At 71.2% G+C, this 17,176-nt stretch carries 13 protein-coding genes; all 13 read left to right on the top strand.

The genetic code is table 11. The annotated features are described in order from the left end of the window. Positions 1 to 161: 161 nt before the first annotated feature. The 13 genes from ACN20G_RS07810 (at position 162) to ACN20G_RS07750 (ending at position 17,147) form a co-directional block, all read left to right on the top strand. The gene (locus ACN20G_RS07810) at positions 162 to 776 is read left to right on the top strand and encodes an Eco29kI family restriction endonuclease (RefSeq protein ID WP_424212001.1); all 615 of its coding nucleotides are present in this window, start codon (positions 162 to 164) and stop codon (positions 774 to 776) included. 215 nt (positions 777 to 991) lie between these two features. After that, positions 992 to 3,379, top strand: coding sequence for an ATP-binding protein (locus tag ACN20G_RS07805; RefSeq protein ID WP_424212000.1), 2,388 nt, complete (start codon positions 992 to 994; stop codon positions 3,377 to 3,379). Beyond that, positions 3,376 to 5,046, top strand: coding sequence for a DEAD/DEAH box helicase family protein (locus tag ACN20G_RS07800; protein ID WP_424211999.1), 1,671 nt, complete (start codon positions 3,376 to 3,378; stop codon positions 5,044 to 5,046). The genes ACN20G_RS07805 and ACN20G_RS07800 overlap by 4 nt, the downstream gene beginning before the upstream one ends. Then, a complete protein-coding gene (locus tag ACN20G_RS07795) occupies positions 5,043 to 5,642 on the top strand; it encodes a hypothetical protein (protein WP_424211998.1) in 600 nt (199 codons plus the stop codon). The genes ACN20G_RS07800 and ACN20G_RS07795 overlap by 4 nt, the downstream gene beginning before the upstream one ends. Next, positions 5,635 to 7,011, top strand: coding sequence for an RNA polymerase subunit sigma-70 (locus ACN20G_RS07790; protein WP_424211997.1), 1,377 nt, complete (start codon positions 5,635 to 5,637; stop codon positions 7,009 to 7,011). Before ACN20G_RS07795 ends, ACN20G_RS07790 begins: the two co-directional genes overlap by 8 nt. Positions 7,012 to 7,759: 748 nt before the next feature. Further along, complete coding sequence (locus tag ACN20G_RS07785; RefSeq protein WP_424211996.1) at positions 7,760 to 8,785, top strand: alpha/beta hydrolase; 1,026 nt, start codon at positions 7,760 to 7,762, stop codon at positions 8,783 to 8,785. Between the two features lie 675 nt (positions 8,786 to 9,460). Continuing rightward, on the top strand, positions 9,461 to 10,915 hold the full coding sequence (locus tag ACN20G_RS07780) for an alpha/beta hydrolase (protein ID WP_424211995.1): 1,455 nt from the start codon (positions 9,461 to 9,463) through the stop codon (positions 10,913 to 10,915). After that, positions 10,915 to 11,700 carry a trypsin-like serine peptidase gene (locus ACN20G_RS07775; protein ID WP_424211994.1) on the top strand — a complete coding sequence of 262 codons (786 nt, stop codon included), beginning with the start codon at positions 10,915 to 10,917 and terminating at the stop codon, positions 11,698 to 11,700. Before ACN20G_RS07780 ends, ACN20G_RS07775 begins: the two co-directional genes overlap by 1 nt. A gap of 850 nt (positions 11,701 to 12,550) precedes the next feature. After that, the gene (locus tag ACN20G_RS07770) at positions 12,551 to 14,125 is read left to right on the top strand and encodes a S8 family peptidase (protein ID WP_424211993.1); all 1,575 of its coding nucleotides are present in this window, start codon (positions 12,551 to 12,553) and stop codon (positions 14,123 to 14,125) included. Positions 14,126 to 14,572: 447 nt separating this feature from the next. Beyond that, complete coding sequence (locus ACN20G_RS07765; RefSeq protein ID WP_424211992.1) at positions 14,573 to 15,325, top strand: GntR family transcriptional regulator; 753 nt, start codon at positions 14,573 to 14,575, stop codon at positions 15,323 to 15,325. A gap of 426 nt (positions 15,326 to 15,751) precedes the next feature. Further along, on the top strand, positions 15,752 to 15,943 hold the full coding sequence (locus ACN20G_RS07760) for an SPOR domain-containing protein (protein WP_424211991.1): 192 nt from the start codon (positions 15,752 to 15,754) through the stop codon (positions 15,941 to 15,943). Positions 15,944 to 15,985: 42 nt separating this feature from the next. Beyond that, positions 15,986 to 16,384 (top strand): (deoxy)nucleoside triphosphate pyrophosphohydrolase, encoded by a 399-nt coding sequence (locus ACN20G_RS07755; protein ID WP_424211990.1) that lies wholly within the window; start codon positions 15,986 to 15,988, stop codon positions 16,382 to 16,384. Between the two features lie 322 nt (positions 16,385 to 16,706). Beyond that, positions 16,707 to 17,147 carry an ATP-binding protein gene (locus ACN20G_RS07750; protein WP_424211989.1) on the top strand — a complete coding sequence of 147 codons (441 nt, stop codon included), beginning with the start codon at positions 16,707 to 16,709 and terminating at the stop codon, positions 17,145 to 17,147. The last annotated feature ends 29 nt before the right edge of the window (positions 17,148 to 17,176 follow it).

Genomic DNA, 17,176 nt, shown 5'->3' with positions numbered 1-17,176 from the left:
GTTCACGGACGTTACGCGAGAGGCGGCCCGGATCTCCGTCGGAAGTGGGGACCATGGTTCTCGCCGATTGGGGAGAGAAGCCCCTTGAGGTCACGTTCGATCGCTCAATATGATCTTCGCGTTGAGGCGCCGCGGGATCGCGGCCGGCGTGGGAGGGTTTTGTGTCGGACGGATATGAGCCTGATTTCTTCGATCCGTTGTCGACGGCGGATCTCACCAACATCGTGTGCCACGCCTTCGAGCGGCAACCGCTCGTCGACCTCTACCAGTCGATCGAGCGCTTCGAGGGGTCGGGACTCTACGCGATCTACTACCGCGGGTCCTCGCTGCCTCTCTACGCGCCCCTCGCCCGGCTCGACATACCGGTGTACGTCGGCCAGGCCGTGTCCAAGAGCGCCACGGGTCGGACGGCGGCGTCCCGCAGCCCCCTGTTCAAGCGTCTGGGAGATCATCGGACCTCCATCGCGGGCGCGGGCCTGCCGCTGGCGGAGTTCGCGTTCCGCGCCCTGCTCATGCCGAGCGTGCACGCGGATCTCGGGGAGGACGGACTCCGACGCGGATATCGCCCGGTCTGGAACTCGGTCCTGAACGGATTCGGTGGCCGCGAACAGGGACAGAGCACTCGTCAGAGCGCCCGGAGTAAATGGGACACCGTCCACGAGGGGCGGAATCGCACGTTTGGCATCGCCAAGCACGATCCCGCGGTCCTCCGGGAAGAGGTGACCGCGCACATCCTGGAGCAGGTGGCGACTTACGACGATCTGCCGTGGCGTTGAGCCTGTTCGAAGACGGTCTCCGAGACGGAGCCCGGGAGGGAGGCGAGGACGGGTGCGGCGGCGGCTGAAAGTCGCCGCGCCATGTGATCCCCACCCCTAGTCTTCGCCGCGGGCCATCGAACCGCGTCAGGTGGGGGATGGGTCAGGCCCGGAGCGGGTGTCGCTCCGAGGCGTCGTCGGCGTGAGCCGAGAGAACCGGAGGACAGTTTCCCACGATGAAGATCACTCCTTCCGCGCGTGTGTTGCGCATGCTGGGCGAGATCGAGTTCGACGAGTGGCAGTGCGTCGCCGAGTTGATCGACAACTCCTTCGACGACTTCGCCGAGGTCCATCGTTCCGGCGGCCCCTGGGTGGGCGGCTTTCGCGTGAGTGTCCAACTGCCCGATTCCGAGGCCGGCGAGCTGGTCATCACGGACACGGGTCGAGGCATGTCCTACGAGCGGCTCGAGCGCGCGGTCCGCGCGGGTTGGTCGGGCAACGACAAGCATGACAAGTTGGGCCTCTTCGGCATGGGCTTCAACGTCTCGACGGCTCGCCTCGGCAAGCGGACCCGAGTGCTGACGACGAGGCAGGGTGACTCCGAGTGGATCGGAGTCGAGATCGACCTCGACCGAATCGGCGACGATTTCGAGGCCGAGGACATCACCGAGCCCAAGAACGACCCGAACGAGCACGGCACCCGCATCGTCATCAGCAGGCTGCACCCGGTGCGGGCCCGCTGGTTGAGCAAGAACAAGGCCGCGTTGCGCAACTCGCTCGCGGAGGTCTACTCCTGGCTGCTCGCGAACCGGCCCTTCGAGCTGTGGGTCGGCGGGTATCAGGTCAAGCCCAGGCTCCACTGCCGTTGGGGGGACGACCGGGCGGTCCTCTACAACAACAAGGAACGGATCCCCGCCTACATCCCCATCGACACCAAACTGCCCGACGGTCTCGCCTGCGCCGACTGCGGACAGTGGCAGTTCGGCGATCGAGAGGCGTGCGACGACTGCGGCGGGGATCGTCTCTCCGTGCGCGAGCGCCGGGTGCACGGATGGCTCGGCATCCAGCGGTACATGGACAAGAAGCAGTTCGGGATCGACTTCCTGCGCAACGGTCGGAAGATCCTGCGCTGGGACAAGCAGCTGTTCACGTGGCGCAACCCCGACGGCGCCGTCGGCAACGAGGAACCCGAGTACCCGGTCGACCTCGCTCACCAGGGTGGGCGGATCATCGGGGAGATCCACATCGACCACGTGCCGGTGACGTACCAGAAGGACGCGTTCGAGTACGGGGACCGGAGCTGGCGATCGGTCGTGGAGATCGTGCGCGGCGTCGCCCCCCTGCTGCCCCAGCGCGCCGCCGCCCTCGAGTACGGCCCGAACACGAGCCCCTTGGCCACCCTCTTCAAGGCGTTCCGTCGGAACGACGCCGGGGAGCGCTATCTGGTGCCGGGAGACGGTCGAAAGCCGATTCACGACGACACGCGACGCTGGGGCCAGGAATTCCATCGGGGGAATCCCGACTACCAGACGGATGAGCGTTGGTGGCAGGCCGTTCAGGACCACGAGGCGGCCAAGCGGCGCGGGAAGACGGACAAGGCCGTCGCCGCCACCGCGCGCAGGGTCGACGAGGACGCCGTGTTGCAGGCCCTCGGTGGAGCGTCGGCCCTCCCTCTCGATCTTCCCGAGTCGGACGGGACGGAGCCCGGTCGCGTGGTGATCGCCGAGCCTCCGGTGGCGACACGGCCGGCGGTACCGGCTCAATTCCAGGGTGTGCCCGGGGAGAAGCGGACGGAGACCCGGCAGGAGCGGATCGACCGCTACCTGAGGACTTCCGTGGTCTACCCCGCTCTCAGCCGTTCCTTCGGGCATCCCGACCGGAAGATCGGCTTCGTGGAGGTCGAGGCGAGGAAGCTCGGAGAGTCCCCGCTGCTCGATGAGCACGGGAACCGGACGCCGGTGTTGCTGGAACAGCGCAGCGGCAACGACGTCACGGCGTTCCTCGACCTCGACCACGCCGTGTTCCGGCGTTTCGGGGCGGAGCCGGCCGACATGCTCCTCGCCGAGATCGCCGCCCTGCTCAAGGTGCGCGGCGATTCGGACTGGACCCACTCGGCGTTGATCGCGGCCATCCGGGCGGAGTCCTTGCCGGGAACCGATTTGGACGTCCGGACGATCAGCGCCGAGGCCCAGGAGCTCCTCGCGGAGGTCCGTCGGCGCATGGTGGTGGCCTTGAACGCCGTCGGAGATCCTCAGCGCGCCTTCCAATTCCTCTCCCCCGACGAGCTCACCACGACCGAGCACGCGATGATCGCCAACGGTCAGGTCACGCGCACCGCCGATCTGGGTCAGAGCGGGGACTTCCTGACGCACGTGCCCGCGCTCTTCCTGGTGCGGCTGCTGGAGTCCTGGCCGGAACCCTTCATGGACGGGCGCGTCTTCGCCGGGGTCTACGCGGGGGTGTCCACGGCCTCCGCGCAACGGCTCAGCCTCGCGCGCACGGTCGGCTATGTGTCCGATGTCGCCACCCGGGCCAGTTTCTCCGGTTCCGGTTCGCCGAGTGAGCTTCTGCGGACCCGGCTGAGCATCCGCCTGCTGTCCGACGAGCTGGCGGAGGAGGGGTGAGAGCGTCGTTCCTTGAGCCCTCCGAGCTCCTGGCCGGAGGGCCTGCGGGGCTGCCCCGTGCCGTCGAACGGACGTTGTGGCACCTCGGGTTCTCCGATGTCCGCGTCATCGACGGCGCGGGGGACAACGGCGCGGACCTACTGGCGGTGCGAGAGCGTGAACAGTGGGTCTTCCAGTGCAAGTGGAAGGCGGCCGGAAAGGTCGATCGTTCGGGGATCGACGATCTGGAGCGGGCGCGGACCTACTACCGGGCGGATCGAGCGGTCTTGGTCACCAACACCGACCTCAACGCCACGGCCGAGGCCCGACGGGTGGCGCTGGGGCGGGTGGGCATCGACATCGTCGTCTGGCAGGGGGCCACGCTGCGCGCGATCGGTGAGCGCATGCCAGAGGACGTACCGGCCCGGTACTCACCGCGTCCCTATCAGACGGAGGCCGTGAACGCCGTCGTCCGCGACCTACGGGACCGGGGCACGGCGCTCCTCGTGCTGGCGACGGGTCTGGGCAAGACCGTTGTGGGGGGTGAGGTTATCGCCGGGTTCTTGAAGGAGCGCCCCGACGCGAGGATCCTCGTGGTGGCTCACATGAAGGACCTCGTCGAGCAGCTCGAGAAGGCGATGTGGCGGCACGTCCGGAAGGGAGTCCCCACACGCCTGCTCACAGGGGAGCGGAAGCCCCACCAGCTCGACGGTGTCGTCGTGGGGACCGTCGAATCGGTCTTGGCGGCCGTCAAGTTGGGTTACCGCCCCGACTTGATCATGGTCGATGAGACTCATCACGTGGCGGAGACCGGAAGATTTGCGGAACTGCTCGAACTGTGCGGTGATGCGGATCGGTTCGGGGTGACCGCCACGCCGTGGCGCGGTGACAAATTCGACATCACTTCGCATTTCGGTTATTTCTCGTACAAGATGGGAATCGCCGAGGGGATGGCCGCCGGATACCTCTCGGCGGTCGATTACCGTCTCTACGTCGACAACGTCGATTGGGACGTCGTGCGGACCGCCAGTTCGCACGGGCATTCGATCAAAGATCTGAACAGATCGCTCTTCCTGCCTCAGCGTGACGAGGAGATCGTCGAGCACGTCCGCGAGGCCTGGCGCAACACCTCGGAGCCGCGCGCGATCCTGTTCTGTCAGACGATCGAACACGCCGAGCACATGGCCAGACTGTTCGCGGTTTCAGACCCGGCATGGCGAAACGCCTCGTTTCTGCACAGCGGCCTTCCCAGAATGCGGCGTCAACTGCTGTTGAACGAATTCCGGCTCGGTCGGGTTCCGATCATCACGTGCGTGGATGTTTTCAACGAGGGGGTCGACGTCCCCGACGTGAACCTGATCGGATTCCTGCGGGTCACACACAGCAGGAGGATCTTCGTCCAGCAACTGGGTCGGGGCTTGAGGCTCAGCCCGGGCAAGCGCGCGCTGAAGGTTCTCGACTTCGTCACGGACATCCGCCGGGTCGCGGCGACCCTCGATCTCCGGCGTTCTCTCGAGAGCGGCGAGAGCGAACACCTGAGGGTCCACATGCCACATGCCTCGCGCATCGAGTTCAGCGACGAGACGGTCGGGTCGCTGATGGACCATTGGATCCAGGACGCGGCCGACCTGGAGACGGCCGCCGACGAGGTCCGTCTGCAGTTTCCCTACACGACAGGAATCGTATGAGTACCTACGCGCTGCCCCCGGACCTCGAAGAAGAGATCGTCCGACGCCTGTACGGGAGGGCCGCCGAATTGCGGTGGACCTATCTCCCGGATTCGGAACGCACCAAGCGCTACCAGATGTGGACCGCGGACCCCGAGATCGGCGGCAAGCTGATTCCGTTCATCGGCAAACCAGAGAACGTCAGGCCCTGGATCAAGGACGGGCCGATGAAGGAATACGTGCGCGCCACCTACGGAGTGGGTAAATGGGCCTCGTGCGTCATCGAGCCCGCGACACCCGTGGAGACGCTGGTGACCAGGGCTCTCGGGCCGGGGTGGCACGTCGACCTGGAGACTCTCGAGATCAAGCCCCTGCGGGTGACGATCCGGCGCGATGACGACGAGGAGGTGGAGCAGCGCTTCGCGTGGGCCCCGATCAAGGATTTCAAGCACCTCGCCTGGGCGGCGATCTCGGCCCAGGCCGAGGGGGACACCCATCCGTGGGCCATCTGCGCCGTCGACTCGTTCGTACGCCCGGTCACGTCCAAGCAGAAGGCGACACACGAGAAGATCGCCCGGCGATTGGGGCTGACGCTCGCCCATGTCACGGATGACTGAGGGGGGCGGGGCGGCCGGGGGCGGGACGGACTGGCTCGCCGAGACGTGGACGGTTCTGCATCCGCAGCTGCGTGACCTGCTGTCGGCCCGCCTTGAGGGGCGGACACTGGCGGACATAGGTCGGGAGCGTCGGATGACCGGAGAGAGGGCCAGGCAGTTGATCGTCAAGGCCCATGGGCGTCTGCTCGAGGCCGGTGATCTGCATGATGGGAACTGGCGAGCGCGTTTGCGTTCGTCGGCCGTGTCCCCCGCCGTCTCCCGAGCGGACATCGCCGGCGTCCTGCGGGTCGCGGATCACGTGGCCGTCGACGTGTTCGCCCAAGGCGCCGGGTTGCGGAACCCTCGAACCTGGGCGGGGAGCACGCGCCATTGGTGGGCGGTCGACGCCACGACGCTCGAGAGCGTTCTCCGGAAGGTGCTGAGAGAGGCGCCCTTTCGGGACGAGCGACTGGACCCCGTCGCCGCGGCGGCGGGTGTCCCGTTGGGCGTGCCGATCAGGGAGATCCTGGGCCACGGTGGCAGCCCCGTGATACGGGCGGACGACGGGTCATGGCTCCGCCGTCGAGCCCGGGGCAGGGACGCGGCGTACTTGTGGCTGCTCGAGCGGGGTGAGCCGAGCCGTGCCGATGACCTTCGCGCGGGGATCGACACGGGATCCGTCGCCTCGATCAACGAGGCGCTGCGACGCGACACCAGGTTCGTGAGACTGCGGCCGGAGGGGACGTGGGCCCTGACCGAGTGGACGCATCTGAAGGTCACCCCCTATTCGAACGCGGTCGAGGCGGTCGTGGCGGTGGTCACGGAGGAAGGACCGATGACACGACAGGCGCTGTTCACGCGCGTGGCCGAGCGATATCCGGTGTCCGCCTGGAGACTGAGGCAATGCCTGCTCAGCAGCATGATCGGCACGACCCGTGAGGGGCTGGTCGATCTGGTCTCGCGGGGGGCGACCCCCATCGAGGAGAGTGAGCCGGACCGGCCGGAGAACATGGCGGTCGACCCGGAGGGCAAGGTCTACGGAGTCCGTCTCGTCGTGGACAAGGACGTGACGAGGGGCAGTGGTGTCCTCGTCCACAGCTGGCTGACATGGAATCTGGGTCTGAGGCAGGCCCCGATGTCACGTGTGTTCGCCACGGGGGGTGTCCTCGGTCCCATCACCGTCAAACGGGGAACGACGGGTGCCCAGATGTCGAGCCTGCGTCGACACGTCCTGGAACAGGGGATGGCTCTGGGGTGTCACTGTGTGGTGTTGTTCCGCGTCGATGACCATACCGCCCGCGTCGAGCACACGTGCGCGGCGGACTGTCCCGCGAGAGGAGTCGCTGACGGTGAACGCCCGTCGGTGTCCGGTGTGACGCCCGTGGCCTGAGAGACGGGTGCGGGACAAGCGGAGACCGGGGTTTCGGGGCGGGGGGGATTTTGCCGGGATTTGGAACCTTGGGGTTGGGTTCTCGCATCAAGCAGGGGGAAGGCCCGCCGAGTCTGGTCCGTGCGTGAGCGCGCGGGGCAGCCCGAGATCGTACGGAGCGAGATTCGTGCACGAGAACCCGCAGCGCCCGCGGCCCGAGGAGTCGTACGGGGAGTCGCCGCGGCGTCCCGCGTACCCGCAGGAGCCGTCGGACGCGCCGCCGGCTTCGTCGCCCTACGGTGCCGTCGACCCGCGTGATCCCTGGGGCGGGGGGCAGGGCCGGCCCGCCGCGTCCGGTCCGTACGGTGCGCCCGAGGCGCCGCGGCCGGCGTATCCCGGTCCCTCCGTGCCGCCCGCCGCGCCCGGGGTGCCGTACCCCGGGTACGGGCGGCCGTTCGACGGGGAGCCGGACGGGGGCGGGCCCGCGGCCGTGCCGCCGGTCGTGCCCTCGTCGGCGGACCGGCCCGAGCTCGCGCCCCGGCGGCCCGTGCCGCCGCCGCGCGGCCAGGGGGGCGGGTACGGCGTGCCCGCGCCGCCGGTCGCGCCGATACCCCCGGCCCAGGGGCTGTACCCCGGGGCCGCCTACCAGCCGCCGGCCGGGCCTCCCGCCGGACCGCCCGGATACGGAAGCGGGCACGGGGCCGGGCCCGGGAACGGGAACGGGAACGGGAGCGGGGCGCCCCGGCGGCGTTCGCGCAAGAAGCTGTGGTTGAGCCTGTCGCTCGTGTTCGTGCTCGCCGCCGGTGGCGTCGGGTACTACGGGTGGCAGAAGGAGTGGTTCGACGGCAACGGCGAGGTCGTCTCGTTCGACAAGCCCGCGGGTCAGGCCAAGGGTGGCGGGGCCTCCGGGACGCCGGACGCCGGCGAGAAGGCGTCCGACGTGTCCATGCCGACCGGGCCGGCCGCCGAGTTCAAGCAGACGACGAAGCTCGACGACGGCACCCGCATCGTCAAGACCCGCCTCAAGGGCGCGAAGTCCGGCTTCGAGGGCGACGTGTGGGCCTGGGTGCCCAAGGAGTACGAGGACCCGAAGTACGCGAAGAGCGGCTTCCCCGTGCTCATCGCGCTCCCCGGCGGCGAGGGCTTCCCCACCAACTACTGGGCCGACCGGAGCCTGGGGCTGCCGCAGGCGATCGCCGAGGGCGCCGCGGCCGGGAAGAACCTGCCGTTCATCCTGGTCATGCCGGTGCTCAACCCCGACACCAAGTACTACTACGACGGCTCCGACATCCCCGGGCAGCCCAAGATGGGCACCTGGCTGTCCGAGGACGTCGTGAACCTCGCCAAGGCCAATTTCCGCACCTGGAAGTCCCGGGACGGCTGGGCCCTGATGGGGTCCTCCTCGGGCGCGTTCGTGGGACTCAAGCAGGTCATGCAGCACCCGGACAAGTTCAAGGCCGTGATCGCCAGTGGCGGCGAGGTCGTGCCGGACTCGCCGCTGTGGAAGAACCACCAGGCCGAGATGGACGCCAACAACCCGCAGAAGCTGGCCCAGAAGCTCATCTCCTCGGGCGGGCCCGAGGTGTACGTCAACTTCCAGATCGGGACCAAGGAGTCCGGCAAGGAGCGGTTGACGAACTTCCAGAGCACGTACGGCAAGGGCCCGATCAAGGTGACCGTCCGGGAGATCCTCAACGGCGAGCACAACGGCTGGCACTACGTGCGGGGCATGAAGGAAGGCTCGCTGGAGTGGATCAGCAAGGCGATGAAGGGGCCCGAGGCGAACGCGGGCTGAGGCGTCCCGGGGGCGGGTCCGCACGGGCGCCGGCCGACGTGGACGGTCGCGACGGCCCGATCCCGTCGCCGAGCCCCTGACCCGCTCCGGCCGCCGCCGGTGGCGGGGCGGGCGCGTCGCGGGGTCGGGGGCGCGCTACGCCCCCGCTCCGATGTTCGGGCGCGCGGCCCGGCGGGGCGGGGGTGATTCGCGCCACCCGGCCGGCCCCTCTTCGAGGCGTTCGGGGGCGCCGGGGCCGGGGGCCCGGTGGTGGGGCGCGCGGCGGTTGCGGCCCGGGTGCGGCGGGTGGCGGGGGTCGAGCGCGGTCGCGTGACGGCGTGCGCCGTGTGCGTGCCGCGGCGGGGTCCGGGGTGGGGGGAGGCCGGGTGGGGCGGGATAATCTGGTGCGGACCGGTCGCGGTGGCCCTGTGCCGGGCGTGGTGGTCGGTGACGCGGGATTCGCCGTCGAGCCGGGGCCCGCCGGAGCACCTGACGCACACCGCCGCCCGTGCGGCCTCGGGTCGCGCGGGCCGCCCCGCGCACGCGGGTGGGTGAGGGCCAGGTCACGGGGCCACTCGGCCCGCCCAGGCAACCCGTTCGGGTGCCACACCCTCTAAGAAGGGTGCAAGGGGGATATTTCGGTCCGGTTCGCGGGGAACGTCGCGAGGCCGGTGAACGACGGTCGGAGACGGTTCCGTGCAGCGAGACCAGCAGCAGCGCAGTGGTGTGAGCGGGGTCGGGGACGCCCCGGCGCCGCGCGAGACGACGGGTGGGCCGGAGACGGCCGCGGGTCGGTTCGCGTTGGGTCGGGCCCGCGAGGCCCGGCGCGCGCGGTCGGCGGCGGCGAGCCGGGTGGGCGTGCCCGCCGGCATCGACGTGAGCCCCGCCACCGCCGGCGCCACCCCCACCGCTCCCACCCCCACCGCTCCCACCGCCACGGCCACCGGCTCGGGTGGTTTCGCCGCCGGCGCGGACGCGTACGCGGGCCCCGCCGCCACCCCGCCGCGTCGGCGTCGCCGGGGCCGCGTGATCGCCGGGGTGCTGGCCGGCGCGCTGCTGCTGGGCGGGGGTGGCTGGGCCGGGTGGAAGTTCAACCTCTTCAACGACATAGGGGATCCGGTCACCTACGCCGACCAGGCCACCGGCGCCGACCCGGCCTCCGCCCCGCGTCCCGGCGTGCGGATGCCCACCGGCCCCAAGGCCACGTTCGTGCGCGAGAGCCGACTGCCCGACGGCACCGAGATCGTCCGGCACCGCCTGGTCGGGGAGAAGTCCGGGTTCACCGGCGACGTGTGGGTGTGGCTGCCGAAGGAGTACCACGACCCGGCGTACGCCCGGAGCGCCTTCCCCGTCATGATCGCGCTGCCCGGCGGTCAGGGCTTCCCGAAGAACTACTGGATGGGCACCGGTCTCGGGCTCCAGCAGGCCGTGATCGACGGGGCGAAGGACGGCGTCAACCCGCCGTTCATCCTCGTCATGCCGGTGATCAACGCGACCACCAAGTACCACTACGACGGCTCGGACATCCCCGGACAGCCCAAGATGGGCACCTGGATGGTCGATGACGTGCCGAATTTCGCGAAGGCCAATTTCCGCACCTTCACCTCCCGCGACGGCTGGGCCTTCATGGGCTCCTCCTCGGGCGGTTTCGGCGCGCTCAAGCACGTCCTGAAGTACCCCGACCGGTTCAAGGCCGTCATCGCCTCGGGCGTGCAGACCGACCCCGATTCCCCGCTGTGGCACGGGAACAAGGCGGCGATGGACGCCGACAACCCGGAGAAGCTGGCCGCCGCGCTGGTCGCCAAGGGCGGGCCGGACGTGTGGATCAACTTCCAGATCGGGACCAAGGAGCCGGGCCGTGACATCGCCGAGGCGTTCATGCGCAAGTACGGTCGGGGTCCGGTGCACACCCGCCTGCAGGTGATCCAGAATGGCGAGCACAACGGCAAGTCCTACATTCGAGGCATGAGGGAGGGTTCGTTGCGGTGGATCAGCGAGGTGCTGCTCAAGCCGACTCCCGACCCGGTGAAGCCGTCGCAGGCCCCGACGGCGGGGCCGTCGGCGAACGGGAGCACGGATCCCCGGCCGAGCGCGTCGCGGGCTCCGGCCCGGGCGGCGACGGGCGTGTCCGGCGGGCCCGCCGGGGCCTGATGGGTTCCTGGGCGAAGGGCATATCGGCGGCGGCCGTCGGGCTGACGACGGTGCTGACCGTCGTGCTCGTCAAGGCCGCCGAGGAGCCGCCGCCCACCGCGTTCCCGACCGTCGGGGTGCTGATGGCGAGCGGCGCGCACTGGTGCACGGCGAGCGTGGTGGACAGCCCGAAGGGCAACGTCGTCGCCACCGCCGCGCACTGCGTCACCCCCGAGGGCGCCGACGGGGTGCCGGGGGAGACGGCGCACGACGGGCTCGCGATCGGCGAGCTGTCCTTCGCCCCCGCCTTCCACGGGGCGGGCTCGGGCAGGCAGCCGTACGGCGTGTGGAAGGTCAAGGCGGTGCACGTGGACGACCGCTGGAGCAAATGGGGCGACGACACCGCCGACTTCGCGTTCCTCACCGTGGAGCCGGACGAGCACGGGCGCTCGCTCCAGGACGTGGTGGGGCGCGGGAAGGCGCCGCTGCCGGACTTCGGGTCCGGGTTCGAGCGGGAGGTGACCGTGATCGGCTACCCCGACGAGGACTACAACCCGCGCAACGAGCCGATCTCCTGCACCACCCAGACCGGGCACGACACCGAGGACCCGGACATGATGCACATCTCGTGCGCCGGGTTCTGGACCGGCACGAGCGGCAGCCCGTGGATCGCGGACCGGTCCGGGCCGGGGCGCACGGGCCGGCTGATCGCCGTGCTCAGCGGCGGGGACACGGACGTGGACTCCACGGCGGCCGTCTTCGACGACCGGGCCAAGGCCCTGTACGAGGCCGCCGCGCGCGGCTAGGCCCCGGAGGCGCGGGGCGCGCGTGGGGCCGGCCGGGCCCGTGCCTCGTGTGCCCCGGTCCGTCGGGCCGCCCGGGCCCGCGGTGATCTCGGGCACGAAAACTTCACAACCCGCTCCGGTGGGGCCGCGGTGGGTCGCGCGGGGCGGCCCGGGGGCGTCGCCGGTGGCGGCCGGGGCCCGCCCCGGGCCCGGCCGGCGGGCCGGCTCCGCGATCACCGGCGTGCCCCGGCCCGGCCCGGACCGGGCGGGCGCCCCGGCGCCGGGGGTGGCGTGAAGCGAACGGTCGGCGGCGCCGGGTGTCGCCCTGGGGTGGCGGGATCGGCCCGGGCCGGGGCGGGCGGGGACGTGTCGGCGGGGCGGGACGGAAGGCCGGCGGCGGGACGCGGGGGCCGGCCGGAACCGTGCGGGTGCCGGGGGGCCGGGGCGCGCCGCGAGGGGGGTGGGGCGGGGGTGTCGGGCGGCCGGGGGCGGGCGCCGCGCTCGCGGGGGTGGCGGTGTCCGCGGGGTGTGCGCGGCGGGTGCGCAGCGCCTTTGCCGAATCATGGCCGTCGTATGGCGCGGTTGTTACGCCTCCGTTGTCCTCTTGTGGGATCAGGGACGCCTGGGTCAACCTGAGCCGGGCGTCGCCGCCGGAGGTCACGGGGGCGGACGTTTCCCCGTGGTCGAGTGGTTGTCATGCCCATGCTGTTGATGGGGCGTCGGCGAACCGCCTCGTGCCCCTGTGCTCCATGCGCCCCACGTGTTCCACGTGCACCACTCGCACCCCACGTCGCACGGCACCACGCACGGCACGCACGACGAGCACCACCAACCCCCCGCACGCGCACCACTCATGAGGAGGAACCCTCACATGTCCGTGATGCCCCGATCCCGCCGGAAACTCGCCGCCATCAGCGCGACGGCCGTCGTCGCCCTCGCCCTCGGCGGCCTGACGGCCCTCCCGGCGACCGCCGCCGGCACCGGCGCGGAAGGCGTCATCGAGTACGCGGGCGCCGCCGACGCGGTGCCCAACAGCTACATCGTGACCCTCAAGGACGACCGCGCCCGCTCCACCCAGGACAGCGGCAAGTCGGTGGCCAAGCGCTACGGCGCCCGCATCGACCGCACCTACTCGGCCGCTCTCAACGGCTACGCGGTGGAGGTCTCCGAGGCGCAGGCCCGCAAGCTCGCCGCCGACCCGGCCGTCAAGTCCGTCGTGCAGAACCGGGTGTTCACGGTGGACGCGACCCAGCCCAGCCCGCCGTCCTGGGGCCTGGACCGGATCGACCAGCGCGCGCTGCCGCTGAACAACAGCTACACCTACCCCGACAAGGCCGGCGAGGGCGTCACCGCGTACGTCATCGACACCGGTGTGCGGATCAGCCACTCCGACTTCGGCGGGCGGGCCTCCAACGGCTACGACGCCATCGACAACGACAACGTGGCCCAGGACGGCCACGGCCACGGCACCCACGTGGCCGGCACCGTCGCGGGCGGCGCGTACGGCGTGGCGAAGAAGGCGAAGATCGTCGGCGTGCGGGTGCTCAACAACCAGGGCTCCGGCACCACCGCGCAGGTGGTCGCGGGCATCGACTGGGTGACCCGCAACGCGGTCAAGCCGGCCGTGGCCAACATGTCGCTGGGCGGCGGCGCGGACTCCGCGCTCGACACCGCCGTGCGCAACTCCATAGCCGCCGGCATCACCTACGCGGTGGCGGCCGGCAACGAGACCGCCGACGCCTCCACCAAGTCCCCGGCCCGCGTGGCCGAGGCCATCACCGTCGGCGCCACCACCAACACCGACGCCAAGGCGAGCTACTCCAACTACGGGTCGATCCTCGACATCTTCGCCCCGGGCTCGGCCATCACCTCGGCGTGGAACACCAACGACACCGCCACCAACTCCATCTCCGGCACCTCGATGGCCTCCCCGCACGTCGCGGGCGCGGCGGCGGTCTGGCTCTCGCAGAACCCGGCGGCCACCCCGGCGCAGGTCTCGGCGGCCCTGGTCGCGGCGGCCACCCCGAACGTGGTCACCGGTCCCGGCACCGGCTCCCCGAACCGGCTGCTGTACATCGGTGACGGCGGCACCACGCCCCCGCCCGGGAAGCGCTTCGAGAACACCGCGGACTACGCGGTGAACGACAACTCCACGGTGGACTCGCCGATCACCGTCAGCGGGGTCGCGGGCAACGCGCCGGCCTCGCTCCAGGTGTCGATCGACGTCAAGCACACCTACAGCGGTGACCTGAAGATCGACCTGGTCGCCCCCGACGGCACCCTGTACAACCTGCACAACCGGACCGGCGGCAGCGCCGACAACGTCGTCAAGACCGTCTCGGTGGACGCCTCCTCCGAGGTCGCCAACGGGGTCTGGAAGCTGCGGGTGGCCGACCAGGCGACCGCCGACGTCGGCAAGATCGACTCCTGGGCGCTCCAGTTCTGAGCGACCGGTCGAGCCGTGACCGGCTCGCTCGGACCTGAGTTCCAGGTCCGGGAGCGGCGGATTGGGTGATCCGGCCGCGCGATGAACAGAAGGGGGCGACCGCCGTCGGCGGTCGCCCCCTTCGGCGTGCGCGCACGGCGACGCGCACGGTGACGCGCGGGCCCGCGGCGGGTCGCGGCGGGCCGTTCGGGTGGGGAGCGTGGGGCGGCGGGGCGCGGGGCAGGATGGGCGGGGGCCGGTGCGGGCGGCCGTCAGGCGGGGGCGCCGGCGCGGGCGGAGTGACGGGCTCCGGGGTCGGGGGCCGGACGTGCGGGCGTTCGGTGACCGCGAGTAACCGACCTGATTGACCTGCCTTCATCACATCGAGTGAAACATTGGCCCGCGCTTGCCTCGCACAACCCTGGGTTGCGAACCTGTAGCTGTCTGTCAACCTGATGGGAGTGCCTCGTGACTTTCGGTGAGCAGCCGGCCTATCTTCGCGTCGCGGGGGACCTGCGGCGGAAGATCGTCGATGGGTCCCTGCCCCCGCACACCCGGCTCCCTTCCCAGGCCCGGATCCGCGCCGAGTACGGGGTCTCGGACACCGTGGCCCTGGAGGCCCGCAAGGTGCTGATGGCGGAGGGGCTGGTCGAGGGGCGGTCCGGCTCGGGGACGTACGTGCGCGAACGGCCGGTGCCGCGCCGGCTGGCCCGCTCCGGATACCGCACCCCCGGGGCCTGCACCCCGTTCCGGCAGGAGCAGGCCGACGCGACGGCCCGGGGGTCCTGGGAGTCGGTCAGCGAACAGGTCCTCGCCTCCGCCGAGATCGCCGAACGACTCGGCATCGAGCCCGGCGAACGGGTCATGCGCACGCGGTACGTGTTCCGCGAGGCGGGGGACCCGATGATGCTCTCCACTTCCTGGGAGCCCCTGGCCCTGACCGGGCGCACGCCGGTGATGCTCCCGGAGGAGGGGCCGCTCGGGGGGAGCGGGGTGGTGGACCGGATGGCCGCCATCGACGTGGTGGTGGACAACGTGGTGGAGGAGGTCGGGGCCCGACCGGGCCTGGCGGACGAGGTGAAGGCGCTGGGAGGCGTGCCGGGGCACGTGGTGCTGGTGATCGGACGCACGTACTACGCATCGGGCCGCGCGGTGGAGACGGCGGACGTGGTGGTCCCCGCCGACCGGTACCGGCTCGCCTACCACATGCCCGTCCGGTAGCCCGGCCGACGGATCGACGCGCGGGACCGGTGCGGCGGTGGGGCCGGATCGTGTCCAACGCGCGCCCCGCACGCCCGGGTTGGGGTGGACCCCGGGCGGCGGGGCGTGCCATCATCGCGGACCGTCCGCGACGCGGCGGACGGCTCGGGCGCGGGGCGCCGGAGGGGGTGCCAGGGGGGTGCCGGAGTGTCGGGGGAGGCGCGGGGGCGCGGTCCCGGTGCGGGGCGAGGCGTGCGCGCGGGTGATCCGCGAGGGAACGCACGCCCGCGTGCGGGGCGCGCGAACCGGTGCGCGTGGCCGGATGCGTATCTCCGTCAGGTATCTCCTCGTGTAAACCCGTATCCGCTCCGTGAAGGTCGGGCGTAAGCTCCGGCATATGCACAGTGCGGTTTCCCGGGCAGTTACGTCGGCGGAGGATGAAGCGCGATGAGCGACAGCGGTGCCACGCTCCCGTGGGAGGTCATACGGCAGGACGAGGCCGGCAACCGCTATCGGGTGGGCAGGTACGCCACTCGGGCCGAGGCCGTGACCCTGGTCGAGAAGCTGGACGCCTCCAGGGACAAGTGCACGTACACCGTGGAGCGGGCGCCCCAGACCTCGGGCATCGGCGGCAACTGACCCCGTCCGTCCGCCCGGGTGCGCCGGCATAGGCTCCGTTCCATGACGGAACGCGTGGTCGTGGGCGGAGCCCTGTGCCGGGACGGGCGGCTGCTCGCGGCCCGCCGCAGCGCCCCGCCCGAGGTGGCGGGCCGCTGGGAGTTGCCCGGCGGCAAGACGGAGCCGGGGGAGACGGTGCCGCAGGCGCTGACCCGCGAGCTGCGCGAGGAACTGGGCGTCGAGGTCGAGGTGGGCGAGCGCCTGCCCGGGGCCTGGCGGATCCGACCCGGTCTGGTGCTGCACGTGTGGACCGCCCGGCTCGTGGCCGGTGAGCCCGAGCCCCTGGAGGACCACGACGAGCTGCGCTGGTTGGCGCCCGCCGAGTTGGGCTCGGTGGACTGGCTGGAGCAGGACCGCGAGGCGGTCGCCGAGATGGGCCGACGGCTGAGCGTCCGACCCTGAGCCCGTGAACGGGTGAACGGGTGAACGGAGCCGGTCCGTCCCCGCGGGGGCGGACCGGCTCCGGCGTGTCCGGGTCCGGTTCTTGCCACCCTGCTTGGGCCCCGAATCCTGTGTTCCGTCCCCCGGTCGGGGGAACGGGGAGCGCGGGGTGGGGCGTGTGGGCCGCTCGTGCCACAGTGCGCCGCCGCACGGCGGAACGGATGGTACGACACCCCGAATATCGGGTATGTCGCACTTAGTCCCTTTCTCGCCCCTGCGGCCGCCGGAATCCCTCGGCGCTCCCGCACGCGATCGACCGGGGGCCGACCGATCGGCCCGGGAAGTGATCGGCGTGAGTGACACAGAAGGTGCGTGTGCCGAGTGGGCCTTCCCCGCCGAACCCGGATCCGTCCGCACGGCCCGACACGTGGTGCGCGCTGCGCTCCGCGACTGGCGCCTCGACAGCGTCGGCGACATCGCGGTCCTGCTGGTCAGCGAGCTGGTGACGAACTCCCTGCGGTACGCCTCCGGGCCCATCGGTGTGCGATTGGTACGGCGTTTTCCGGCCGGCACTCCGGGGCACGCGGACGGGGTGGGCCGGCCGGCCCTGCTCGTGGAGGTTTCCGATCCGCTTCCGGATCCGCCCCGGGAGCGCGTGGCCGCGCCGGACGACGAAGGCGGGCGCGGCCTGCACCTTGTCGCCGTGTCCGCCCAGCGTTGGGGCACCCGACACGGGAAGACGGGCAAGACAGTGTGGTTCGAGTTGGCCATTCCTGGTGAGTAACAAGGTGAAGGCCGGTCGGCGATCACGGG

The organism is Streptomyces dryopteridis, assembly GCF_049606955.1.
GTDB lineage: Bacteria > Actinomycetota > Actinomycetes > Streptomycetales > Streptomycetaceae > Streptomyces.
The sequence above is the reverse complement of the archived record's forward strand: the minus strand, read 5'-3'. Positions and strand labels throughout refer to the sequence as shown.